General features: G+C 72.2%; 17 protein-coding genes. 15 read left to right on the top strand and 2 right to left on the bottom strand.

Annotated features, from left to right (window positions below):
- The first annotated feature begins 152 nt into the window (after window positions 1-152).
- The 12 genes from ACQP17_RS25620 (at window position 153) to gatB (ending at window position 14609) form a co-directional block, all read left to right on the top strand.
- Window positions 153-425, top strand: a complete 273-nt coding sequence (locus tag ACQP17_RS25620) for a hypothetical protein (RefSeq protein ID WP_433858387.1) — start codon at window positions 153-155, stop codon at window positions 423-425.
- Between the two features lie 246 nt (window positions 426-671).
- Window positions 672-1370 (top strand): VC0807 family protein, encoded by a 699-nt coding sequence (locus ACQP17_RS25625; protein ID WP_433860005.1) that lies wholly within the window; start codon window positions 672-674, stop codon window positions 1368-1370.
- Between the two features lie 384 nt (window positions 1371-1754).
- Window positions 1755-3131, top strand: coding sequence for an NADP-specific glutamate dehydrogenase (gdhA, locus tag ACQP17_RS25630; RefSeq protein ID WP_433858388.1), 1377 nt, complete (start codon window positions 1755-1757; stop codon window positions 3129-3131).
- A 264-nt stretch (window positions 3132-3395) separates the two neighbouring features.
- A complete protein-coding gene (locus ACQP17_RS25635; RefSeq protein WP_433858389.1) occupies window positions 3396-3938 on the top strand; it encodes a TIGR00730 family Rossman fold protein in 543 nt (180 codons plus the stop codon).
- A gap of 113 nt (window positions 3939-4051) precedes the next feature.
- Window positions 4052-4741, top strand: coding sequence for an SDR family oxidoreductase (locus ACQP17_RS25640; protein ID WP_433858390.1), 690 nt, complete (start codon window positions 4052-4054; stop codon window positions 4739-4741).
- Between the two features lie 173 nt (window positions 4742-4914).
- Window positions 4915-5928: a methionine synthase gene (locus ACQP17_RS25645; protein ID WP_433858391.1), complete on the top strand. Its 1014-nt coding sequence runs from the start codon at window positions 4915-4917 to the stop codon at window positions 5926-5928.
- A gap of 31 nt (window positions 5929-5959) precedes the next feature.
- On the top strand, window positions 5960-8176 hold the full coding sequence (gene ligA, locus ACQP17_RS25650) for an NAD-dependent DNA ligase LigA (RefSeq protein WP_433858392.1): 2217 nt from the start codon (window positions 5960-5962) through the stop codon (window positions 8174-8176).
- 156 nt (window positions 8177-8332) lie between these two features.
- A complete protein-coding gene (locus ACQP17_RS25655; protein ID WP_433858393.1) occupies window positions 8333-10441 on the top strand; it encodes a putative bifunctional diguanylate cyclase/phosphodiesterase in 2109 nt (702 codons plus the stop codon).
- A 515-nt stretch (window positions 10442-10956) separates the two neighbouring features.
- Entirely contained in the window at window positions 10957-11253 is a 297-nt protein-coding gene (gene gatC / locus ACQP17_RS25660) for an Asp-tRNA(Asn)/Glu-tRNA(Gln) amidotransferase subunit GatC (RefSeq protein ID WP_189100097.1), read from the top strand.
- Between the two features lie 98 nt (window positions 11254-11351).
- Complete coding sequence (gatA, locus tag ACQP17_RS25665) at window positions 11352-12845, top strand: Asp-tRNA(Asn)/Glu-tRNA(Gln) amidotransferase subunit GatA (protein WP_364877681.1); 1494 nt, start codon at window positions 11352-11354, stop codon at window positions 12843-12845.
- Between the two features lie 5 nt (window positions 12846-12850).
- Entirely contained in the window at window positions 12851-13084 is a 234-nt protein-coding gene (locus ACQP17_RS25670; protein WP_168484043.1) for a hypothetical protein, read from the top strand.
- A gap of 16 nt (window positions 13085-13100) precedes the next feature.
- Window positions 13101-14609: an Asp-tRNA(Asn)/Glu-tRNA(Gln) amidotransferase subunit GatB gene (gene gatB, locus ACQP17_RS25675; protein ID WP_433858394.1), complete on the top strand. Its 1509-nt coding sequence runs from the start codon at window positions 13101-13103 to the stop codon at window positions 14607-14609.
- Between the two features lie 252 nt (window positions 14610-14861).
- On the opposite strand, the gene ACQP17_RS25680 is transcribed toward gatB, so the two are convergent.
- Window positions 14862-15707, bottom strand: coding sequence for a COG4705 family protein (locus ACQP17_RS25680; protein ID WP_433858395.1), 846 nt, complete (start codon window positions 15705-15707; stop codon window positions 14862-14864).
- Window positions 15708-16116: 409 nt separating this feature from the next.
- Between ACQP17_RS25680 and ACQP17_RS25685 the strand changes: the two genes are divergently transcribed.
- Window positions 16117-16875 carry a DsbA family protein gene (locus tag ACQP17_RS25685; protein WP_433858396.1) on the top strand — a complete coding sequence of 253 codons (759 nt, stop codon included), beginning with the start codon at window positions 16117-16119 and terminating at the stop codon, window positions 16873-16875.
- Window positions 16876-16986: 111 nt separating this feature from the next.
- Here the strand turns inward: ACQP17_RS25685 and ACQP17_RS25690 are convergent, their stop codons facing one another.
- Entirely contained in the window at window positions 16987-18699 is a 1713-nt protein-coding gene (locus ACQP17_RS25690) for a chitinase (protein ID WP_433858397.1), read from the bottom strand.
- A gap of 321 nt (window positions 18700-19020) precedes the next feature.
- On the opposite strand from ACQP17_RS25690, the gene ACQP17_RS25695 reads away from it, so the two are divergent.
- Window positions 19021-21132, top strand: coding sequence for a phosphocholine-specific phospholipase C (locus tag ACQP17_RS25695; RefSeq protein WP_433858398.1), 2112 nt, complete (start codon window positions 19021-19023; stop codon window positions 21130-21132).
- Window positions 21133-21423: 291 nt separating this feature from the next.
- Window positions 21424-23685 (top strand): MMPL family transporter, encoded by a 2262-nt coding sequence (locus tag ACQP17_RS25700; RefSeq protein ID WP_433858399.1) that lies wholly within the window; start codon window positions 21424-21426, stop codon window positions 23683-23685.
- The last annotated feature ends 96 nt before the right edge of the window (window positions 23686-23781 follow it).

The following is a 23781-nucleotide window of genomic DNA, read 5'->3' on the forward strand; positions in this document are numbered from 1 at the left end:
AGTGGTAGCGCACAGTAGGCGCCGTTCGATGGCCAGGCTAGATCCGTACGGCGAGGCTTGTCCGCATGATGAATGAACCGCCGCGATGCGAACGCCCCGAAACCTCTGCACCCTCTGCAACCTCTGCACCCTCTGTGCCTTCCGGGTCTTCAGTGCCTTACGCACCTTCCACGACGCAGGTGCGGTTGCTGCCGTGGACCACGACGGACGACCGGCCCTGCCTCCTCATCACGGACGGTGAGGGCGGCCCGGTCTCCGATCTCGCCGACGGTATCGAGGAGATGCAGCTCGACATCGGCGAGGAACTACTGCGCCACGCACGGGCGATGCACGCCGATCCGAAAGTGCCGGACCGCGAGTTCCGCTTCCTTTCCCGGCGGTTGGCCGAGGCGCTGAGCGATGCGCTGCGCGTCGCGCGGAACTGAGCCCGGGCCGCCGTGCGTCGACACCCGCGTCCCGACACCCGCGTACCGACATCTGCGTACTGACAAATGTCATGCGGAAGCCAGGACGGTCGAGTCTGTTGCGGTCGGCGGCCGTGCCCGAAACTGAAGGCGTAGAAGGAACACGCAGTCGGACACCAACTCGGGGGAGCCATCGTGAGTCGGATCGAGAGCCGGAGTCAGCGCGAGAGTAACGGCGCCGGGGGCGGCAAGCAGCCCAACCCGCTGGTGCAGAGCCTGCTGCCGCTGGTGGTGGACGTCGGCGTTCCGATGGCCTCGTACTACCTCCTGAGCGACGGGTTCGGGCTGAGTGAGGTGGCCGCGCTGGCCTGGAGCAGTGTGGTGCCGGCGCTGCGCACGGTCTGGAGCCTGGTGCGGCGCACCGGCGTCAACGGCCTCGCGCTGCTGATCCTCGTCGTCAACCTCGTGGGCCTGGCCACCAGCACGGTGACCGGTGATCCGCGGCTGATGCTCGCCAAGGACAGCGTGACGAGCAGCGTCATCGGGATCGCGATCATCGTCTCCGTGTTCCTGGGGAAGCCGCTGATGACCGCGGGGCTCAAGCCGTTCGTGACGAAGGGCGGCGCGGCCGGTGAGGCCGCCTGGGACCGTCTGATGGCCGGGTCCGAACGGTTCCGCCGGGCCGAGCGGAGGTTCTCGCTGATCTGGGGGACCGTGCTGCTGACCGAGTGCGTGGTGAAGGGGATCGGCGCGTACACGGTGCCGGTGCACACGATGGTGTGGCTGGGGACCGTGCTGACGCTGGTGGCCGTCGCGCTGGCGATGGTCGTCGGGGGCGGAAGCTGCGCGGACCCGATGGAGAAGATGGTCAAGGCCGAGGCCGAGGCCGAGCGGGCGTCGGGGGACCCGTCCGGCGACGCGGGAGCCGCCGCCTTCGCCGCCCCCGTCGCCGGGGCCGCGAGCTGAGCGGACCGGGGGCCGGGAGACCGCCTCGTCAACCGGTGCGGGGTCGGCCGAGTGGGGGGCGGTCAACTGTGAGGTGCCGCACAGCGCGCGGGGGCGCCGTGCGGTGCCCGGTGACCTGTGGCGATGCGTTGACCTGCGGGCATGGGGCGGTCCCGGGGCACGTCCGGGGAGCCCGCCGGGGGCGTACGTGATCGACGTGTCGCGCATCCCACAGTCGATCGGCGCGATGTTGCCCCATAGTGTCGGCGGTGCGACAGGGCGTCGGCGGCTGCCGGGCGAGGAGTGGTGACGACATGCGCGCACAGACGTTCCGTGCGTGTGATGGGTCGTCAGATTCCCGGGACCGCAGACGGCCTTTCCGCGGCCACGAAGGGAACGGAAGTCATGTCGACTGTGCAATCTGAGGTCAAGCCCGGCGCTCATCAGGCCGGGCCGGCATCCCTGTACGCCGAGCTGGTCCGGCGCAATCCCGGGGAGCCCGAGTTCCACCAGGCGGCTCTGGAGGTCCTGGAGACGCTGGCCCCCGCGCTGGCGGCCCGTCCGGAGCTCGCCGAGGCGAAGATCCTGGAGCGGATCTGCGAGCCCGAGCGGCAGATCATGTTCCGCGTCCCCTGGCAGGACGATTCCGGGGCGATTCACGTCAACCGGGGCTTCCGGGTGGAATTCAACAGCGCGCTCGGCCCGTACAAGGGCGGTCTGCGCTTCCACGCGTCGGTGAACCTGGGGATCGTGAAGTTCCTCGGCTTCGAACAGATTTTCAAGAACTCCCTGACCGGGCTGAACATCGGCGGCGGCAAGGGCGGCAGCGACTTCGACCCGCACGGGAAGTCCGACGCCGAAGTCATGCGCTTCTGTCAGTCGTTCATGACGGAGCTCTACCGCCACCTCGGGGAGCACACCGACGTACCGGCGGGTGACATCGGCGTCGGCGGCCGCGAGATCGGCTACCTGTTCGGCCAGTACCGGAAGATCACCAACCGCTGGGAGGCCGGTGTCCTCACCGGCAAGGGACTGGCCTGGGGCGGCTCCAAGGCCCGCACCGAGGCCACCGGCTACGGGAACGTGCTGTTCACCGAGGAGATGCTCCGGCAGCGCGGCGAGGAGCTGGACGGGCAGCAGGTGGTGGTCTCCGGGTCCGGCAACGTCGCGATCTACACCATCGAGAAGGCCCAGGCGCTCGGCGCCAACGTGCTGACCTGCTCGGACTCCGGCGGCTACGTCGTCGACGAGAAGGGCATCGACCTGGCTCTGCTGCGGCAGATCAAGGAGGTCGAGCGCGGCCGGATCAGCGAGTACGCCCAGCGGCGCGGGGTGTCGGCCACCTATGTGCCCGGCGGGCGCGTGTGGGACGTGGCCTGCGATGTGGCGCTGCCGTCGGCGACCCAGAACGAAATGGACGAGGACGCCGCCCGGATCCTGGTCCGCAACGGCGTCAAGGCGGTCTCCGAGGGCGCCAACATGCCGACGACACCGGAGGCGGTGTCGCTCCTGAAGGCGGCCGGAGTGGCCTTCGGCCCCGGTAAGGCCGCCAACGCGGGCGGCGTGGCGACCAGCGCGCTGGAGATGCGGCAGAACTCCTCGCGGGAGGCCTGGGCCTTCGAGCGCACGGAGGGCGAACTCGCGACGATCATGCGCGGGATCCACCAGCGCTGTTACGAGACCGCGGAGCGCTTCGGCCTGCCCGGTGACTACGTCGCGGGCGCCAACATCGCGGGCTTCGAGCGGGTGGCGGACGCGATGCTGGACCAAGGGTTGATCTGAGGGCGGGGTATCCCCCCCCACCCCCGATCCCACCCCCGCCCCCTCCCCCGAAGGGGGAGAGGGGGAGGGGGCGGGGGAGCGCGCCGCGGGCCGGCCTCCGGTCCCTCGCGGCCCTGGCTCCCGGTCCCTCGCGGCTCCCGGCCCCGGCCCTCCACAGGTCCCCCCGCCCTCCACGGGCTCCCGGCCCTCCACCGCCTCAACGGTGAAGCCCGCGGTTGTCCACAGCCCCCGGCGCCCCCGCCGCCCGGCTCGTATCGTGGCCGCATGAACATCTGTGTCTTCTGTTCCGCCGCCGATCTCGACGACCGCTATGTCCTTCCCGCCCGCCGGTTCGCCGAGTTGATGGGTACGGGCGGTCATGCGCTGGTCTGGGGTGGTTCGGACACCGGCCTGATGAAGGTCATGGCCGACGGGGTGCAGCGGGCCGGCGGGAAGCTGATCGGTGTCTCCGTGGAGTTCCTGGCGCACAAGGCCCGTGAGGGGGCCGACGAGATGATCGTCACCAAGGATCTCGCCGAGCGGAAGGCGCAGATGCTGGCGCGCGCCGATGCCCTCGTCGTCATGGTCGGCGGCACGGGCACCCTGGACGAGGCCACCGAGATCCTGGAGCTGCGCAAGCACGGGCTGCACACCAAGCCGGTGGTGCTGCTGAACACCGCAGGTTTCTATGACGGGTTGCAGGAGCAGTTCCGGCGGATGGAGTCGGAGGGGTTCCTGCCGATACCGCTCGCCGACCTGGTCTTCTTCGCGGCCGACGGCGCCGGCGCGCTGGCGTACCTGGAGGAGCGCGCGGGCAACGGGGCCTGAACGCCCCCTTCCGCGGCCTCCGCGCTTCCGAGGCCCCGGCCGCCCTCCCTCCGCCGGGCCGCTGCTCTCCCTCCACCCCGCGGCGTCCGTCTCCCGCTCGTTAGGATCGCCCCATGGGTACGCACTTGATCACGGGCGCAGGGTCGGGCATCGGAGCGGCGGTCGCACGGCGGCTCGCGGAGCGCGGGGAGGACCTGTGGCTGCTGGCGCGCAACGCGGTCCGGGCGAAGGAGCTGGCCGAGCAGTTCCCCGGCGCGCGCACGCTTGTCGGTGACCTCGCGCACCCCGAGAAGCTGTCGTGGGCCTTCGGGCAGCAGCCGCTGCCGGACCGCATCGACTCCCTGGTGCACAGCGCCGGAGTGATCGAGCTGGGTCCGGTCGGCGATCTGCCGGCCAAGGCCTGGCAGCGGCAGCTGGCCGCCAACCTGGTCGCGCCCGCCGAGCTGACCCGGATGCTGCTGCCGCTGGTGCGCGTCGCCAAGGGACATGTCGTCTTCGTCAACTCCGGTGCCGGGCTGAGCGCGCGCGCCGAGTGGGGCGCCTACGCGGCGAGCAAGCACGGTCTGAAGGCGCTGGCCGACGCGCTGCGCGCGGAGGAGCACGACAACGGGATCCGGGTGACGTCGGTCTACCCGGGGCGGACGGCCACGCCGATGCAGGAGAGCACCCACCGGCAGGAGGGCAAGGAGTACGACGCGTCCCGCTGGATCGACCCGGAGTCCGTGGCGACGGCCATCCTCACGGCCCTCGATCTGCCGCGGGACGCGGAGATCAACGACGTGTCGGTGCGACCGGGGCGCTAGCCGCCGGCGGCGGCGGGCCGGGTGCGCGGAGCGAAGCGCCGGTGACGCGGCCGGTCCGGCGCGCGTACCGGCACCCGCACCCGGGCGTGAAGAGCGGGCGTGCGGGCCGGGGGCGGCCGGTGCCGCCCGTCCCGCCGCACCCCGGCCGGGGTGCCGCCGCATACCCTGCCTGGGTGAGTGAGAACAGCACGCAGAAGTGGGCCGCGGGCGCGGCGACCGGGGTCGGATCGATGCCGGGCGGTGACGCGCGGGAAGCGGCGAAGACCGTCACCGGGTCGCTGGAATCCTTCCCCCACCTGCCGGAACTCCCGGCCCGGGGGCCCGGCGCCGACATGATCGGGCGGACCCTCGGGATGCTCGTCGAGGTCTACGGTCATGTGGAGCCCAGCGGCTGGCGGATCAGTGACCGGCCGGGCCGCGACACCCGGCGCGCCCACTCCTGGCTGGGGGAGGATCTCGACGCCCTGGAGGAGTTCACCCAGGGGTACCAGGGGCCGCTGAAGGTCTCCGCGGTCGGCCCGTGGACCCTGGCCACCGCCCTGGAACTGCGGGGCGGCGAGGCGGCGGTCGGCGATCCCGGGGCCTGCCGGGATCTCGCGGCGTCCCTGGCGGAGGGGCTGCGCGGCCATCTCGCGGACGTACGGCGGCGGGTGCCGGGCGCCCAGGTGGTGCTGCAGCTCGACGAACCGTCGCTGACGGCGGTGCTCCAGGGGCGGGTGAAGACCGCCAGCGGCTACCGCACCCACCGGGCCGTCGACCGGTCCGTCGTCGAGGGCGCGCTGCGCGATCTGGTCGCGGTGGCCGACGGCGGTCCCGTGGTCGTCCACTCGTGCGCCCCCGATGTGCCCTTCGGTCTGCTGCGGCGCGCCGGTGTCGCGGGCATCTCGTTCGATTTCTCGCTGCTCACCGAGCGTGAGGAGGAGGCGGTCGGGGAGGCCGTCGAGGGCGGGACGCGGCTGTTCGCTGGCGTGGTGCCGGGCGTGGACGGTCCATTGTCAGACCCTGCCGGTAGCGTCATGGGTGTCAGGACGCTGTGGCGCAGGCTGGGGCTGACGCCGGGGACTCTGAGCGAGTCCGTGGTGATCACTCCCGCGTGCGGGCTCGCGGGCGCTTCGCCCGCTTATGCCCGCTCTGCCCTCGCCCACTGCGTCCGGGCGGCGAGATCACTCGCAGACAACCCTGAGTGACCGCACTCAAGGACCACGGGAGGACAAGACGGTGGCTGGCGAACAGCACGCAGCGGAATCCGACGTGCCCGCGGCGGCGCGGGAGAAGCACGCGCAGCTCGCTGAGCAGATCGAGGAGCACCGCTTCCGGTATTACGTGAAGGACGCCCCGGTCGTCAGCGACGCGGAGTTCGACCGGCTGCTGCGCTCCCTGGAGGCCCTGGAGGACGAGCACCCCTCGCTGCGCACCCCGGATTCCCCGACCCAGAAGGTCGCCGGCGCGTACGCCACGGAGTTCACCGAGGTCGAGCACCGCGAGCGGATGCTCTCGCTGGACAACGCCTTCGACGACGAGGAGTTGGCCGCCTGGGCCGAGCGGCTCGCCGGTGAGCTGGGCGGCGACCCCCGGAGCGCCGGCTACCACTTCCTGTGCGAGCTGAAGGTCGACGGCCTGGCGGTCAACCTCACCTACGAGCAGGGCCGGCTGACCCGCGCCGCCACCCGCGGGGACGGCCGGACGGGCGAGGACATCACCCCCAACGTCCGCACGATCGCCGAGATCCCGCACCGTCTGACGGGCGAGCGGGTCCCGGAGCTGGTCGAGGTGCGCGGGGAGGTCTTCTTCCCGATGGAGAAGTTCCTGGAGCTCAACGAGCGGCTGGTCGCCGAGGGCAAGCCGCCGTTCGCCAACCCCCGTAACGCCGCGGCCGGTTCGCTGCGGCAGAAGGACCCCAAGGTCACCGCCGGCCGCCCGCTGCACATGGTCGTCCACGGCGTCGGCGCCCGCCGGGGCCTGGAGATCGACCGCCAGTCGCAGGCCTACGACCTGCTCAAGGAGTGGGGCCTGCCGACGGCCACGCACAACGAGGTCGTCGACTCCCTGGAAGCGGTACGCGCGTTCATCGCCCACTACGGCGACGCGGACACCCGCCGTACGGCCGTCGAGCACGAGATCGACGGCGTGGTCGTCAAGCTGGACGAGATCCGGCTCCAGGGGCGGCTGGGCTCCACCTCGCGCGCACCGCGCTGGGCGATCGCCTGGAAGTACCCGCCCGAGGAGGTCAACACCAAGCTGGTCGACATCCGCGTCGGCGTCGGCCGTACGGGCCGGGTCACGCCGTACGCCGTGGTGGAGCCGGTGACGGTGGCGGGCTCCGAGGTGGAGTTCGCGACGCTGCACAACCAGGACGTGGTCAAGGCCAAGGGCGTGTTCATCGGCGACACCGTCGTGATCCGCAAGGCCGGTGACGTCATTCCGGAGATCCTGGGCCCGGTCGTGGACCTGCGGGACGGCAGCGAGCGGGAGTTCGTGATGCCGGCCGAGTGCCCCGAGTGCGGGACGGCGCTGCAGCCCGCCAAGGAGGGCGACATCGACCTGCGGTGTCCCAACGCCCGCGCCTGCCCCGCCCAGATCCGCGAGCGGTTGTTCTACCTGGCCGGCCGCAAGTGCCTGGACATCGAGAACTTCGGCTATGTCGCGGCCACGGCCCTCAGCCAGCCGCTGGAGCCCGCGGAGCCGCCGCTGAAGGACGAGGGAGATCTTTTCGGCCTCGACATCGAGCAGCTGCTGCCCATCAAGTCCTATGTCCTGGACCCCGATTCGGGTCTGCCCAAGCGGGATCCGAAGACCGGCGAGGAAAAGGTTGTCACCTTTTTCGCCAATCAGAAGGGCGAGCCGAAAAAGAACGCGCTGGCCATGCTGAAGAACATCGAGGCGGCCAAGCAGCGCCCGCTGGCCCGCATCATCACCGGCCTGTCGATCCGTCATGTGGGCCCGGTGGCCGCCGAGGCGCTGGCCCGGGAGTTCCGCTCCCTCGACCGCATCCGGGACGCCGACGAGACGGAGCTGGCCGCCGTGGACGGCGTCGGGGCCACCATCGCCGCCTCCCTGAAGCAGTGGTTCGCCGTGGACTGGCACCAGCAGATCATCGAGAGCTGGCGGGCCGCCGGTGTCCGCATGGAGGAGGAACACAAGGGTGACGAGGGCCCGCGGCCGCTCGAAGGCGTCACCGTCGTCGTAACGGGCACACTTCAGTCACACACCAGAGATGGCGCGAAAGAGGCCCTCCAGAACCTCGGAGCGAAGGTGACCGGTTCCGTTTCGAAGAAGACCGGATTCGTAGTGGTGGGTGACAACCCGGGTTCGAAGTACGACAAGGCCATGCAGTTGAAGGTCCCCGTGCTGGACGATGACGGCTTCGCGGTGCTGCTGGAACAGGGTCCCGACGCGGCACGAGCGGTAGCTGTCACTCCGCCTGAGGAGGAGTGAGGTGTCATCCCATCGGCGCATACCAGATTGATCCGCGACGCCTGGTCGCATTCGGGCAACCGTCACCGATCGCTGCCCGAGGCGGCCTTCCGCGGCCTACTGTTGAGGAGTGCGCCTGCCGTGGCGCGGGCACAGCCGGCTGTGAGAGGGATCGGAATGAAACCGACCGACAGCGCCGCTCCGGCGTCGCGGCTCCGGCGGCTCGTCGTGCCCGCGCTGCCCGCGACCATCGTCACCGTGGCGGGCCTCGCGCTCGCCACGGGCGTCCTCGTCAACCTCGGTGAAGGCGACGCGCTGTTCCCCGGCGGCTCCATAGGCTGGTCGCTGGCGCTCCTCACCGGCATCATCGTGGGCCATCTGGTCGCCCTCGGCCGGGACCGCTGGTGGGGCGGCACGGGCTCCGGCGCCGCCCTCGCCCTCGCCGTCCTGCTGCTGTTCGGCTGGGTGCCCGCCGCCCTCGTCAGCCTCTCCGTCGTCGTCCTGGTCGGCGCCGCCCGCCGCCACCGCTGGCGCCAGGCCCTGGTGCACGGCGCCGTGGACGTCCTGGGGATCGGTGCCGCGGCGCTCGGCCTCGCCGCGTTCGGGGTGGCCTCCAGCGTCCGTCACCCGTGGTCGCCGCCGTCCTGGAACCTCTCCGTCCTCCCCGAGGTCGTGGTCACCGCCGCGGGCTATCTGGCCGTCAGCCGCGGGCTGCTCTGGCTCAGCCTCACCCCGCGCACCGGCCAGCTGCCCGCCATCCCCCGCACCGCCGTCGTGCGGCAGGCGCTCGTCGGCACCGCGCTGCTCGGCATCTCCCCGCTGATCGCCGTCTGCGCCGTCCACGCCCCGCTGCTGCTGCCGCTGTTCGCGGTCCCGCTGATCGCGCTGGACTCCACCCTGTGGATAGCCCGCGCCCGCGCCGAGGAGCAGCTGCGCGACCCGCTCACCGGCCTGCCCAACCGCCAGTGGCTGCTGGAGCGCACCTGGACCGCGCTGGACGACGCCGAGCGCGTCAACGCCCGCTCCGCGCTGGTCCTCATCGACCTGGACCGCTTCCGTTCCGTCAACGACACCCTCGGCCACCTCGCCGGCGACCGCCTGCTGCTCCAGATCGCCGACCGGCTGCGGCACGCCCTCCCGCGCGGCGCCGAGGCCGCCCGGCTCGGCGGCGACGAGTTCGCCGTCCTGCTGCCCACCACCGACTCCCTCACCAGCGCCCAGCGGGTCGCCCGCCATCTCGTCGCCGCCCTCGGCTCGCCGCTGGACCTCGACGGGCTGACCCTCGTGCTCGAGGCCAGCGCGGGGGTCGCGGTCTTCCCCGACCACGCCCTGGACGCCGAAGGCCTGCTGCGCCGCGCCGATGTGGCGATGTACCAGGCCAAGCGGGACCGCAGCGGCGTCGAGCTGTACGAGGCCAAGCGGGACGGCAACACCCCCGACCGGCTCGGCCTGTTGGGCGATCTGCGGCGCGCCCTGGACGCGGGCGACGTCGAGCTGCACTACCAGCCCAAGGTCGGCTTCGACGGCCATGTCGCCGGTCTGGAGGCACTGGTCCGCTGGGTGCACCCGGACCGCGGCAGGGTCCCACCCGACGAATTCATCGCCATAGCCGAGTCCTCCGGGCTGATGCCGCGGCTGACCGAATACGTCCTGGAGACCGCGCTCGCCCAGGTGGCGCGCTGGCGCGCGATGGGCCTGGAGGTGCCGGTCGCGGTCAACGTCTCCCCGCGCGATGTGCACTCCCCGGGCTTCGCCGGCGCGGTCGCCGCCCGGCTGGCCCGGCACCGCGTCCCACCGGGAGCCCTCCAGTTGGAGATCACCGAGCATGTCCTCCTGGAGGACCCGCAGCGGGCCGCCGACACCCTCGCCGGGCTCACCGCGCACGGCGTGAAGATGTCCCTCGACGACTTCGGCACCGGCTACTCCTCCCTGGTCCATCTGCGGCGCCTGCCGGTCAGCGAGCTCAAGATCGACCGCTCCTTCGTGGCCCGGCTGGCGGTCGACACCGAGGACGCCGAGATCGTCCGCTGCACCCTCGACCTCGCCCACTCCCTCGGGCTCCTGGTCGTCGCGGAGGGCGTCGAGGACGACGAGACCTGGGAGCGGCTGCGCGACCTCGGCTGTGACGCCGTACAGGGCTGGCTGGTGGCCGCAGCGATGCCACCGGACGAAACCACGGCCTGGCTCAGAGCCCGCGGCGAACGCGGCTGGCAGCGTGAATCGGAGACGGCCGCCCTTGCGGCGGAGAAGGCCGCCGAGCGCCCTTCGGGACAGGTCCTGAACTGACCCGGCCACCGGCCGTCCCACATCCCCGCTCCGAAGAACACCCCGAAGCCACCGCCGAGGCCACCACCGAAGCCCCCGTGGAAGGTCCCACGGAGGGTCCGCCGCCGCGCCCGGTGCCGCAGCTCCCGCCCGGCCGCAGTGATCGCCGCACCGAGCCCGCCCGCGACGATCCCCGGGGCGACGGGGCCGAGACCCGTGAGTCCGGGCCCGGCAGGGCCGAGGCCACCGGGGCCGAAGCCGTCGATCCCGGGGCCGTCGATCCCGTCCGGGAGGATCCCGGGGCCGACGGACCGTAAGGCCGGCCCCGGCCGACGGGCCGCCGCCGACGGGCGCCCCCGAAGGACGCCCGCCGCCCACCCACCCGGCCCCCGGACGCGGGCCGCCACCCGGCCCGTGGCGGGCCCGCCCGCCCCCGCGGGAAAGCCCTGCGCAATTCCCCTGCGGTACGCCATAGGATTGGGCCCGCATATAGCTACAGCCAAGAACACTCCGAGAACCCAGCAGAGGATCGCTGCATGCCTGGCATCACGCGCGAGGAGGTCGCCCACCTCGCCCGGCTGGCACGTCTGGAGCTGCAGGCCGAAGAGCTCGACCACTTCGCCGGACAGCTCGACGACATCATCGGCGCGGTCGCCCGCGTCTCCGAGGTCGCCGACCAAGACGTACCGCCGACCTCCCACCCGCTGCCCCTGACCAACGTGATGCGGCCGGACGAGGTCCGTCCGTCGCTGACCCCCGAGCAGGCGCTCTCCGGCGCCCCGGCCCAGGAGCAGCAGCGTTTCAAGGTGCCGCAGATCCTGGGGGAGGAGTGACCGTGAGCGACGCACGCGCGGCCGCCGGGCCGCACCCGACCGCGAAAGCCGCACCTCTGCGCCGCGCGGGCGGAGAAGCGAACGAAGAAGCTAGGGCCATGGCAGACCTGATCAAGCTCACCGCCGCCGAGATCGCGGCGAAGATCGCCGCCGGCGAGGTCACCGCCGTCGAGGTGACCGAGGCCCACCTGGCCCGTATCGAGGCCGTCGACGAGAAGGTGCACGCCTTCCTGCACGTCGACCGCGAGGGCGCGCTGGCCCAGGCCCGCGCCGTGGACGACAAGCGCGCCCGTGGCGAGAAGCTCGGCCCGCTGGCCGGCGTCCCGCTCGCGCTCAAGGACATCTTCACGACGGAGGGCATCCCCACCACCGTCGGATCGAAGATCCTCGAAGGCTGGCTGCCGCCCTACGACGCGACGCTGACCAAGAAGCTCAAGGCCGCCGACGTCGTCATCCTCGGCAAGACCAACATGGACGAGTTCGCCATGGGGTCGTCGACGGAGAACAGCGCCTACGGCCCGACCGGCAACCCCTGGGACCTCACCAAGATCCCCGGTGGCTCCGGCGGCGGCTCCAGCGCCGCCCTCGCCTCCTACGAGGCCCCGCTCGCCATCGGCACGGACACCGGCGGCTCCATCCGCCAGCCCGCGTCCGTCACCGGCACGGTCGGCGTCAAGCCCACCTACGGCGGCGTCTCCCGCTACGGCATGGTGGCGTTCTCCAGCTCCCTGGACCAGGGCGGCCCCTGCGCCCGCACGGTCCTGGACGCGGCGCTGCTCCACGAGGTCATCGCCGGCCACGACCCGCTGGACTCCACCTCCATCGACGCGCCGGTCCCGCCGGTCGTCGAGGCCGCCCGTAACGGCAGCGTCGAGGGCATGCGCGTCGGCGTCGTCAAGCAGTTCCGCGGCGAGGGCTACCAGGCCGGCGTCATCCAGCGCTTCGACGAGTCCGTGGCGCTGCTCAAGGAGCTGGGCGCGGAGATCGTCGAGCTGGACTGCCCGTCCTTCGACCTGGCGCTGTCCGCGTACTACCTGATCGCGCCCTCGGAGTGCTCCTCCAACCTGGCCCGCTTCGACGCCATGCGCTACGGCCTGCGGGTCGGCGACGACGGCAGCAAGTCCGCCGAGGACGTCACCGCCCTGACCCGTGAGGCCGGCTTCGGCGCCGAGGTCAAGCGCCGGATCATGCTCGGCACGTACGCGCTCAGCTCCGGCTACTACGACGCGTACTACGGCTCCGCCCAGAAGGTGCGGACGCTGATCACCCGCGACTTCGAGAAGGCCTTCGAGCAGGTCGACGTGATCGTCTCGCCGACCACGCCGACCACCGCCTTCCCGATCGGCGAGCGCGCCGACGACCCGATGGCGATGTACCTCGCCGACCTGTGCACGATCCCCACCAACCTGGCGGGCAACGCGGCGATGTCGCTGCCCTGCGGCCTGGCTCCCGAGGACGGGATGCCGGTGGGCCTGCAGATCATCGCCCCCGCCATGGCCGACGACCGGCTCTACAAGGTCGGTGCCGCGGTCGAGGCCGCGTTCACCGACAAGTGGGGTCACCCGCTGCTAGAGGAGGCACCTGCACTGTGAGCGCCATGACCAAGAAGGCCAAGAACTTCAAGAAGTCCAAGGGCGGCCTGTACCTGTCGATCGGCAGCACCGCGTTCGGCGCCATCAGCGTCGCGAAGCAGGCGAAGCTGGCCCGTCAGGAGAGCGACACGCTGCGGCTGGTCGACGCCGCCGTGTCGGCCGCGGCGATCGTCACCGGCCTGGCGATCCTCTACCGCGAACTGAAGCGCCTGGGCGACGACGACGTCCTGCTGGGCTGAGAGGGAAAGTTTCACCGTGACTGTCACTGACCTGGTGTCGTACGAGGACGCCCTCGCGACGTACGACCCCGTCATGGGCCTGGAGGTCCATGTCGAGCTCGGCACCAAGACCAAGATGTTCTGCGGGTGTTCCACGACCCTCGGCGCGGACGCCAACTCGCAGACCTGCCCCACCTGCCTGGGCCTGCCCGGCTCGCTGCCGGTCGTCAACGCGATCGGTGTCGAGTCCGCCGTCAAGATCGGCCTGGCCCTGAACTGCTCCATCGCCGAATGGTGCCGTTTCGCCCGGAAGAACTACTTCTATCCGGACATGCCGAAGAACTTCCAGACCTCCCAGTACGACGAGCCGATCGCCTTCGACGGTTACCTCGACGTGCAGCTGGAGGACGGGGAGATCTTCCGGGTGCACATCGAGCGCGCCCACATGGAGGAGGACACCGGCAAGTCCACCCACATCGGCGGTGCCACCGGCCGCATCCACGGCGCCCGGCACTCCCTGCTGGACTACAACCGTGCCGGCATCCCGCTCATCGAGATCGTCACCAAGCCGATCGAGGGAGCGGGCGAGCGGGCCCCCGAGGTCGCCAAGGCGTACGTCGCCGAGCTGCGCGAACTCATCAAGGCGCTCGGCGTCTCCGAGGCCCGCATGGAACAGGGCCAGATGCGCTGCGACGTGAACCTGTCGCTGCGCCCCCGGGGGACCGAGAAGTTCGGTACGCGTTCGGAGACCAAGAACGTCAACTCCCTGCGCTCGGTGGAGCGTGCGGCCCGCTTCGAGGTCCAGCGGCACGCCGCGGTGCTCTCGTCCGGCGGCACGATCATCCAGGAGACCCGGCACTTCCACGAGGAGGACGGTTCCACCACGGCCGGCCGCATCAAGGACAACGCCGAGGACTACCGCTACTTCCCCGAGCCGGACCTGGTGCCGGTGGCCCCCTCCCGCGAGTGGGTCGAGGAACTGCGCGCCGCGCTCCCCGAACTGCCGCGGCTGCGCCGCAACCGGCTGCGCGAGGAGTGGGGCATCTCCGAGCACGACATGCAGTCGATCCTCAACGCCGGCGCGGTCGACCTGATCACCGCCACCGTCGACGCCGGCGCGGACTCCGCCTCGGCCCGTAAGTGGTGGATGGGCGAACTGGCCCGCCGCGCCAACGAGGACGGCGTCGAGCCGGCCGCCCTGCCGATCACTCCCGCGCAGGTGGCCCGGGTCACCGCGCTGGTCGCCGACGGCTCGCTCAACGACAAGCTGGCCCGCCAGACCATCGAGGGCGTCCTCGCCGGCGAGGGCGACCCGGACACCGTCGTCGAGAAGCGCGGCCTGAAGGTCGTCTCCGACGAAGGCGCCCTGGGCACCGCCGTCGACGAGGCCATCGCCGCCAACGCCGCCATCGCCGACAAGATCCGCGGCGGCAAGGTGGCCGCGGCCGGCGCCCTGGTCGGCGCCGTCATGAAGGCCACCCGCGGCCAGGCGGACGCGGCCCGCGTCCGCGAACTCATCCTGGAAAGGCTGGGCGTCGAGGGCTGACCCCCGCCACCTCCCGGCAACGCCGAGCGGCCGCCCCTTTGCGGAGGGGCGGCCGCTTCGTCGTCGGCCGGGCGCCGCGGACCGCTCAAACGACGCCGGAGCGGACCATGTCGCCGTCCAGCCCGTGGCGGGGGACGGCGGCCTGGGGGTCGAGCAACTGCGGCAACTCGCACCGGTGTTGCTCGGGTCCTGATGGCGAGGTGCCACTTGGGTGGCGGCGGGTGGTGCGTGCCGTTGCCCGCCGCCCCGCGTTCAGGAGGCGGTGCCCGTCGGCGGGTGCTCGTCCGGGGTGTCCCCCTGGCGGAGTGCCAGGTAGCCGACGAGGAGGGCGATCGGGGCGAGGAGGGCCAGGGTGACCGGGCCGGTGCCCCAGCCGAGGCCGCCGTGGGTGGGGGAGACGCCCATCCAGTCGGCGAAGGAGGCGCCCAGCGGGCGGGTCAGAACGTAGGCCCACCAGAAGGCGGCGACGGCGTTGAGGCCGAGGAAGCGGCCGGCGAGGGCGGGGATCGCGATGAGGGCGGTGAACAGGAGGCCGGAGGGCAGGTAGCCCCAGCGCAGGGTGCCCGCGGTGAGATCGCCGACCGCGGTGCCGAGGGCGAAGGTGGTGAGGACCGTCGCCCAGTAGAAGGTCTCGCGGCGGCGGGTGCGGATGCTGTGGATCGACAGCGTTCCCTCGGACACGTACCAGGCGGTCAGGAGCGCGGCGAGGCCGAGGGAGAAGGCGAGGACCGAGACCGTGTAGGGGATGCCGGCCATGACGTGCACGACATCGGCGGCCATCGTGCCGAAGACGCTGACCATGACGATGGCGGACCAGTAGACCCAGGGGCGGTAGCGGGTGGTCCGGAACTGGAGGACCAGCAGGGCCACCAGCCCGGCCAGTCCGAGGGTGCCGGCCGGTATCGGGCCGAGCGTCCGGCCGAGGTAGTCCGAGGCGGTCTCGCCCATGCCCGTGGTGAGTACCTTCACTGCCCAGAACAGGGCCGTGACTTGCGGCACCTTGCTCCAGCCCGGCCCGGGTCCGCCCACGGGAGCGGGGGTGCGGGCCCCCTCCCCGCCCACCGGTCGCCTCAGCGCCTCGCTGCTCGGCTGCGCCATCGTCCTGTCCGCCCTTCCGGCGCGGTGCGCCGTGTCGGCAAGCTTGTGCATGTCGGGCGCCGGGCGGTCGGCCACGCGTGAGCGGCGGCCACCGTCCGGCTTTGTCTACAAGACTGTAGACGATGGGTGGGAGGGGCGAGGGGGTGCCCCGTGGTGGTGGAGGAGGGTGCGTGGGTGGGCGTGGCCGGCCGTCGCGGGGAGTGAGCCGCCGTGGTCCTCGTGCGGGGATGTGGCCGCGCGCGACATCTCGAACGTCCGCGGGGCCTTGGTTTGGCACACTCGGCGAGTGACCGGAGCGGCGACCGTGGGGTGCGGCGGCCGCCGATGAAGACCCGGCGGTGCGGGCGGCAGTCCTGTCGAGCACGCCGGGGGTGAGGGATGAAGGGTACGTATTTTGTCCTCTGCGGGGATGAGTGAGGGCGACGGCAAGGCGACCGGGAAGGGTCCCGGTGCGCCGCGCAGGAACTGGCGTCTCTACGGCGTCGCCGCCCTGGGTTTCGCGTTGATTTGCGGAGTGGCGGCGACGGTCGGCCAGGTCGCCCGCGCTCACGAGGCGACCGCGGTGAACGCGCCGAAGGGCGCGGTGGGGCAGTCCGGCGGAACGCGGCTCGACCTGCCGGTCCGGCCGACCGTGCCGGTGACGCTCACGGTGTACGAGGACCCGCGCAGCCCGCAGTCCCGGGAGTTCGCCCAGCGGTACGCGGACACGTTCTCCCGTCTTCTCGCGTCCGGTCAGGCCCAGATCAACTACCGTCTCGTCACCCAGAGCGACAAGCGGTACGGCGGAAGCGGGGCGACGCAAGCGGCCGCGGCGGCCGCTTGTGCGCAGGACCAGAAGCGGTTCGCCCCGTTCATGGACCAGATATGGCAGCACCAGCCCGCTCCCGCCAAGGACGCGTTCACGGACCGCAAGCTGCTGTCGGACCTGGCGAAGAAGGCCGGGAAGATCGATCACGACTCGTTCGAGACGTGTGTCGACCGCAGCGAGCGGAAGGGCTGGGTGGCGCGGTCGCAGTCCGAATTCGCCGCCTCGGGCCTGGGGGAGGTGCCGGTCGTCGAGATCAACGGCCGTCCCCTTCCCGGGCCCACCGCCCAGCTGACGCCCGGCAAGCTGACCTCCCTGGTGCACAAGGAGGCACAGCGCGTCGCCGCGGCGGCCCAGCCGTGATCCGTGCGGCTGCGCGTCCGGCCCGGCAAGAGGGGCCCGCTTCCGGTGGTGGCCGGGCCACCGGCCCCGCCCCTCTCCGTGCGGAGGGGAGCGGGACTGTGGCGGCAAGGGCTACGGCAGGCCGTGCACGTGCGGGCCGACCGCGTTCGACCAGGCGTTGCCGTTCGCCGCGTCCCAGTTGGTCGACCAGGTCATCGCGCCCCGGAGGTCCGGGTAGGTCCTGGCCGGCTTGAAGGAGCCGCAGGACGTGCCCTTGGTGAGGCAGTCCAGGGCGGCGTTGACGACGGACGGGGCGACGTAGCCGCTGCCCGCGCCGTGGGGGGAGGCGGGCAGCCCCAGGCCCACCTGGGACGGGGCGAGGCCGCCCGCCAGCTGGATGCAGGCCAGGGCGGTGAGGAAGTCGACGGTGCCCTGGGAGTAGACCTTGCCGTCGCAGCCGAGCATCGAACCGCTGTTGTAGTACTGCATGTTGACGACGGTGAGGATGTCCTTCACGTTCAGCGCGGTGCGGAAGTAGCCGGCCGAAGTGGACTGCATGTCGAGGGTCTGGGGGGCCATGGTGAGGACGAGACGACCGCCCGCCTTCTGGGAGAGCGCGCGCAGCGCCTGGCTCATGTAGGTCGCATCGAGGCCGTTCTCCAGGTCGATGTCGACGCCGTCGAAGCCGTACTCCTGCATGAGGGCGTAGGCGCTGTTGGCGAAGTTGGCCGCCGACGTGGCGTCGTTGACGGAGACGGTGCCGCGCTCGCCGCCGATGGAGAGGACCACGGAGGTGCCGGCCGCCTGCTTGGCCTTGATGTCGGCCTTGAACCGGTCGACGGTGTAGCCGCCCAGGCCGGCCGAGTCGAGGGAGAAGGTCACCGCGCCCGGCGTGGTGGTGGCGTCCGCGAAGGCCACCGCGATGATGTCGTACGCGGCGGGCACGTCGCTGATCTTCTGGACGGTCGCGCCGTTGTCGAAGTTCTGCCAGTAGCCGGTGACCGCGTGCCGGGGAACGGCGGGGGAGCCGCCGCTTCCGGAGGGCGCGGTGGCGACCGTGAGCTGCGCCGAACGGGCCGATTCGCCGGCGGCGTTGGTGGCCGAGACCTGGAAGCGGTAGGAGGTGGCGGCGGCCAGGCCGGTGACCGTCGTGGACGCCCCGCTCACCGCCGCGTACGTGGTGCCGTCGCGGTAGACGGTGTAGCCGGTGGCGCCGGCGACCGGGGTCCAGGACAGGGCCACGGAGGACGGGGTCACCGTGCCGGCGGTGAGGCCGCCGGGTGCGTCCGGGACCTGTGACCCGGGGTCGGTGCCGCCCCCGCCGTCGGGCCCCAGGACGCTGAAGTCGTCGGCGAGGTAAGCGGGTTGCCCGTACCAGCCGTGAGTGTAGACGGTGACCGAGGTGGTCTCGGGGCCGGTGGTGAAGGTGGTGCTGAGCAGTTGCCAGCCGGTGGCGGACGGGGTCCAGGTGGAGACGTCCGTGGTGCCGGTGCCGGAGGCGCCCAGGTAGACGTAGGAGCCCTGGACGTAGGCGCTGAGGGTGTAGGCCGAGCCGGGCCGGACGGCGACGGTCTGGGAGCAGGTGGCGTTGTCGGCGGCGGTGGGGGTGGCCCTCAGGGCGCCGCTGCCGCTGTGGACGGGGGAGGTGACGGTGCCGCCGCTGCCCGCCGAACAGGTCCAGTCGCTGAGGCCGGATTCGTAGCCCGCGTTCCTGGCGGCGTTGACCTCGGCCGCGGTGGCCGGGGCGGAGCCGGCGAGGGTGGCCGCGGCGGCGGCGAGGGCGGTCAGTGCCGCCGTGAGCGGGCGTCTGCGGCGGGGTGGGCGGGGGCGCGCGGTGCGTGGCATGGCGGTCTCCAGTGCCGAAGGGGGGAACACGGGGAGAACTGCAGCAAGACGGTGGCCACCGCTTCTGGCCACAGAATGGTTCAGACCAATAGGGCGGTCAAGGGGTCCGGCGCACGGGGGACTTGTGGGGTGAGCCGCCGTCGACCCTCCGGACCGCACGGAATCGGCCCTGCCGGACTCCCATTCAACTCGCCTCGGGCAAAGTGAAGTTGGTCCCCCGCATGCCTGTCCTCCGGCGCGTCCGTCCGCTACCGTCCCCGTCGCCGCGTCGCACCGGACGGGCGGGGCGCGTGGCGAGGGCCGTCGACTGGGAGGTCGGGCGTGGCAGCGGAGTGGTCTCGTAGACGGGTACTGGGAGCGGGAGCCGCGGTAACGGGGGCGGCGGTGGCCGGCTCACTGCTGCCGCCGTCGCTGCAACAGGCGCTGGCGGCCGACGCGGCGCGGCCGGCGACGGGCGCAGAAGGGCCGGCCGACATCCGGCACGTCGTCGTGCTGATGCAGGAGAACCGATCCTTCGACCACTACTTCGGGACGCTGCGCGGCGTCCGCGGCTACGCCGACCGCAACGCCGTCGAACTGCCCGGCGGCCGCAGCGTCTACGCGCAGCCGGGGCTGCTGGGCCTGGGCACCGTACTGCCCTTCCCGGTGCGGGCGGCGGCCACCGCGCAGAAGAAGGACCTCCAGTACATCGGGGCCCTGGACCACAGCTGGTTCGGCGGGGCGGTGGCCTGGCACGGCGGCTGGATGAACGGCTGGGTCACCGCCAAGACGGCCGCCACGATGGCGCATTACGACCGGCAGGACATCCCGCTCCACCACGAACTTGCGGACACCTTCACCGTCTGCGACGCCTACCACTCCGCCATCCACTCCTCCACCAGCCCCAACCGCAACCACCTGGTGAGCGGCTGGACGGGCTTCGAGCCCAACGGCGCGCGGGCGGTGGGCAACGACGCCTACGAGGAGGACACTCACACCGGCTACACCTGGACCACCTACGCCGAGCGGCTGGAGCAGGCCGGCCGCAGCTGGCGGGTCTACCAGGAGTGGGACAACTTCACCGACAACAACCTGGAGTTCTTCGCCGTCTTCAAGGCGGTCGCGAAGAAGGCCCTGGTGAAGGTGGACGGGGTGCACACCATGACCGCCTTCTACACCAGGGCGGCCGGCGCGGACGAGGCCGGGCGCGCCCGGCTCCAGACGCTGCTGGAGGAGGGCGTGGCGGGCCTGGACCGCGGCGAGCGGAGCCTGTTCGAGCGGGCGCTGCGACGCGGCCTGCCGGGCAGCACCGCCACCGCCTTCGCCGCCGACGTGGCGGCCGGCACGCTGCCCGAGGTGTCCTACCTCGTCCCGTCGGCCGCCGATTCCGAGCACCCCGGGGCCTCCTCCCCGGCCGCGAGCGCCACCCTCGTCTACCAGGTGCTGGACGCGCTCGGCGGGCACCCGGACGTCTGGCGCCACACCGCGCTCTTCCTGACCTATGACGAGAACGACGGGTTCTTCGACCACGTGCCGCCGCCGGTGCCGCCGCCCGGCACGGACGGGGAGTTCTGGCAGGGGCTGCCGACCGGGCTGGGCGTCCGGGTGCCGATGCTGGTCATCTCGCCGTGGTCGGTCGGCGGCTACGCCTGCTCGCAGGTCTTCGACCACACCTCGATCACCCGGTTCCTGGAGCGCTGGACGGGGATCGCGGAACCGAACATCAGCGCCTGGCGACGCACCGTCTGCGGGGATCTGACCACCGCCTTCGACTTCTCGCGCGGGCGCCGGCAGCCGGCGGTGCACCGGCCGGGGGCCGTCCCGGAGTTCACCGGGCGCTGGTCACCGTGGCCGCCGCTGCACCAGGAGCTGCCCCGGCAGGAGCCCGGCAGCCGGCCGGCCAGGGCGCTGCCGTACCAGCCGGACGCCGACGGCGGCTTCGACCCGGGCGCCGCGCTCTTCCGGCTGGCCGTGCGCAACGCGGGGCGGGCCTCGGCGCACCTGGCGCTCTATCCGTACGCGAAGGAGTGGGACGCCCCGCAGCATCGCGAGGTGCACGGCACGGGCGAGTGGGATGTCCCGGTGAAGGGTGGTACCTACCGGTTCACGGTGACCGGGCCGAACGGTTTCCGGCGGGAGTTCGCCGGGACGGCCAAGGGCGCGGCCGCGGCCCTCGGCATCGCCACCCGGATCGACGCGGCGCGGCGCACCCTCCATCTGACCCTCACCAACCCCGGCCGCGCCGCGCTGACCCTCACCCTCGGCCCGCTGGCGTACGCGCAGACGGCGCCGCGCACCGTGACCGTGCGGGCCGGCGCCGCGCGCACCCTCGCGTACGACACCCGGGACGCGCACGGCTGGTACGACCTCCGCCTGACGGTCGCCGAGGACGCGAGCTTCCACCGGCGGCTGATGGGGCACCTGGAGAACGGGCAGGAATCGGTCACCGGCTGAGACTCGGGGGCCGGGCGGGCGCCCGGCCCTCCCGGCCCGGCCCGGCGGAGAGTTCCCGCATTCCCCTTCTGTGGGGAAGTCCACAAAGCCGTCAAAGGATCTTTTCGGGCTGCGACCCTGCTCGGAACAGGTCCGAACAGGTGGGACGCGCCCTCTCCGGAGGCGCGCGGCAGGCCGCTGCCGCCCCGCGCCGTTCACCGTTGCTCTTTCACATGTCATCGTTCATCCGCGCTCGGCACCACCCGTCCTCCGGGAGATATCGACGCACGACCCGGGAAGCAGACGAGGTCCGTGACCGCTCTGGCTCGGTGGTGTCTCAGGCGCCGCCTCGTGGTGCTGCTGCTCTGGCTCGCCGCGTTCGCGGGGGTCGCCGTCGCCGCGGGGCTGACCGGGTCCGCGTACTCCGACAACTACGAGGTGCCGGGGACCGAATCCAGCCAGGCCTCCGCGCTGCTGGCCAAGGAGTTCCCCGGGCGGTCCGGCGACAGTGACACCGTCGTGTGGCACACGGACTCCGGGACGGTGCGCTCCGGCGCGGTCACCAAGACGATGACGCACACCCTGGAGAAGGTGGCCCGGCTGCCCGGCGTCGCCGAGGTGCGCGGCCCCTACGACCGGCCCGCTGCGGGCGCCTCCCACGGGACGGACGGCCGGCAGATCAGCAGGGACGGACGTACCGCCTACGCCTCCGTGATCTTCGACCGGCCCACCGACGAGCTGGACGCCGGCCAGGTCCGCACGGTCGTCGACACCGCCCGGCGCGCGTCCGGCGACGGCCTCCAGGTCGAACTGGGCGGCGCCGGGATCGCGGTGACCGAGGCGCCGCGCGCCCAGCTGCCGGAGATCATCGGGCTGTGCGCCGCGGCCGTGGTGCTCTTCCTCGCCTTCGGCTCGCTCGCCGCGACCTTCCTTCCGATCCTCACCGCGGTGGCCGCCGTCGGCACCGCCTCGGCCGGCATCGCGCTGCTCAGCCATGCGATGACCGTCGCCGACTTCGCCCCGATGCTCGGGATGCTGATCGGCCTCGGCGTCGGCATCGACTACGCGCTCTTCATCGTCACCCGGCACCGCAAGGGCCTGCGGGCGGGCCTGTCCGTCGACGAGGCCGCCACCCGCGCCGCCGCCTCGTCCGGGCGCGCGGTCGTCTTCGCCGGGGCCACGGTCTGCATCGCGCTGCTGGGCATGCTGATCCTGCGGCTGAGCTTCCTCAACGGCGTCGCCCTCGCCGCCTCGCTCACCGTCGTACTGACCGTGGCCGCCTCCGTCACCCTGCTCCCGGCGCTGCTCGGGCTGATCGGGACGCGGGCGCTGAGCCGCCGCGAGCGCCGGCAGCTGGCCGCGCACGGACCGCGTCGCGAGAAGACCACCGGCATCGCCGCCCGCTGGTCCGGCTTCGTCGAACGGCACCCCAAGCTGCTGGGCCTGACCGCGGCCGTGGTCATGGCGGTCCTGGCGCTGCCGGCCTTCGGTCTGCATCTGGGCACCTCCGACCAGGGCAACAACCCGGCCACCTCCACCACCCGCAAGGCGTACGACCTGCTGGCGGGCGGCGGACCCGGCGCGGACGGAGGCAGCGGCTTCGGGCCCGGGTTCAACGGGCCGCTGACGCTCGTCGGCACCCTGGACGGCGCCAAGGACCGGATCGCCTTCGACAAGCTTCCGCACCGGCTGCGGGAGGTGCCCGGCGTCGCCCAGGTCAGCGGCCCCGAGTTCAACGGCGGCCGCGGCACCGGCGTGATCACCGTCGTCCCCGACAGCTCGCCCCAGTCGCGGCAGACCTCCGACCTGGTGGCCCGTCTGCGCGGCGAGGTGCTGCCCGAGGCCGGGCGCGCCACCACGCTGAAGGTGCGGGTCGGCGGCATCACCGCCAGCTACGACGACTTCGCCGGCATCATCGTCGGCAAGCTGCCGCTGTTCATCGGGATGGTCATCGCCCTGGGCTCGGTCCTGCTGCTGTTCGCCTTCCGCAGCATCGGCGTCCCGCTGAAGGCCGCGCTGATGAACATCGCCGCGGTCGCCTCGTCGTTCGGGATCGTCGTCGCGGTCTTCCAGTGGGGCTGGGGCAGCGAGCTGCTCGGGCTGGGCAGCGCCGGGCCGATCGAGCCGTTCCTGCCGGTCATCATGGTGTCGGTGCTCTTCGGGCTGTCCATGGACTACCAGGTGTTCCTGGTCTCCCGGATGTACGAGGAGTGGCAGCTGACGGGCGACAACCGGCGGGCGGTACGGGTCGGCCTCACCGAGACCAGCCGGGTGATCAACTCGGCCGCGATCATCATGATCGCCGTCTTCGGGGCCTTCATCCTCAGCGGCGACCGCACCATCGCCATGTTCGGCATCGGCCTGGCCTCCGCCGTCGCCCTGGACGCCTTCGTGCTCCGTACGCTGCTGGTGCCCGCCCTGATGCACATGCTGGGCGGCGCGAACTGGTGGCTGCCGTCCTGGCTCGGCCGGTGGCTGCCCCGCATCAGCATCGAGCCGCCGCCCGAGCAGGTCGCCGCCGTGCACCCGCAGGGCGGTCCGCGCGACGGCGAGAAGCCGCTGGTGGAAGCCTGAACCACGGCCGCCGGACGCCCCGCGGCGGACCGCCCGCACGGCGTGCCGCCGCGCGTCGGCCGCCTCCCGGAGCCGTTCTCATCAGACTCTCAGACA

Origin of the sequence: Streptomyces kronopolitis (genome assembly GCF_050953795.1) — a bacterium.
GTDB lineage: Bacteria > Actinomycetota > Actinomycetes > Streptomycetales > Streptomycetaceae > Streptomyces > Streptomyces kronopolitis_A.

What these genes read in the sequence shown, in the direction of transcription:
- ACQP17_RS25655 (WP_433858393.1), top strand. Translation starts at nt 8,333, where the DNA reads ATGAAACCGACCGACAGCGCCGCTCCGGCGTCGCGGCTCCGGCGGCTC.
- ACQP17_RS25685 (WP_433858396.1), top strand. Translation starts at nt 16,117, where the DNA reads ATGAGTGAGGGCGACGGCAAGGCGACCGGGAAGGGTCCCGGTGCGCCG.
- ACQP17_RS25635 (WP_433858389.1), top strand. Translation starts at nt 3,396, where the DNA reads ATGAACATCTGTGTCTTCTGTTCCGCCGCCGATCTCGACGACCGCTAT.
- ACQP17_RS25680 (WP_433858395.1), bottom strand. Translation starts at nt 15,707, where the DNA reads ATGGCGCAGCCGAGCAGCGAGGCGCTGAGGCGACCGGTGGGCGGGGAG.
- gatA (WP_364877681.1), top strand. Translation starts at nt 11,352, where the DNA reads ATGGCAGACCTGATCAAGCTCACCGCCGCCGAGATCGCGGCGAAGATC.
- gdhA (WP_433858388.1), top strand. Translation starts at nt 1,755, where the DNA reads ATGTCGACTGTGCAATCTGAGGTCAAGCCCGGCGCTCATCAGGCCGGG.
- ACQP17_RS25690 (WP_433858397.1), bottom strand. Translation starts at nt 18,699, where the DNA reads ATGCCACGCACCGCGCGCCCCCGCCCACCCCGCCGCAGACGCCCGCTC.
- ACQP17_RS25670 (WP_168484043.1), top strand. Translation starts at nt 12,851, where the DNA reads ATGACCAAGAAGGCCAAGAACTTCAAGAAGTCCAAGGGCGGCCTGTAC.
- gatC (WP_189100097.1), top strand. Translation starts at nt 10,957, where the DNA reads ATGCCTGGCATCACGCGCGAGGAGGTCGCCCACCTCGCCCGGCTGGCA.
- ACQP17_RS25640 (WP_433858390.1), top strand. Translation starts at nt 4,052, where the DNA reads ATGGGTACGCACTTGATCACGGGCGCAGGGTCGGGCATCGGAGCGGCG.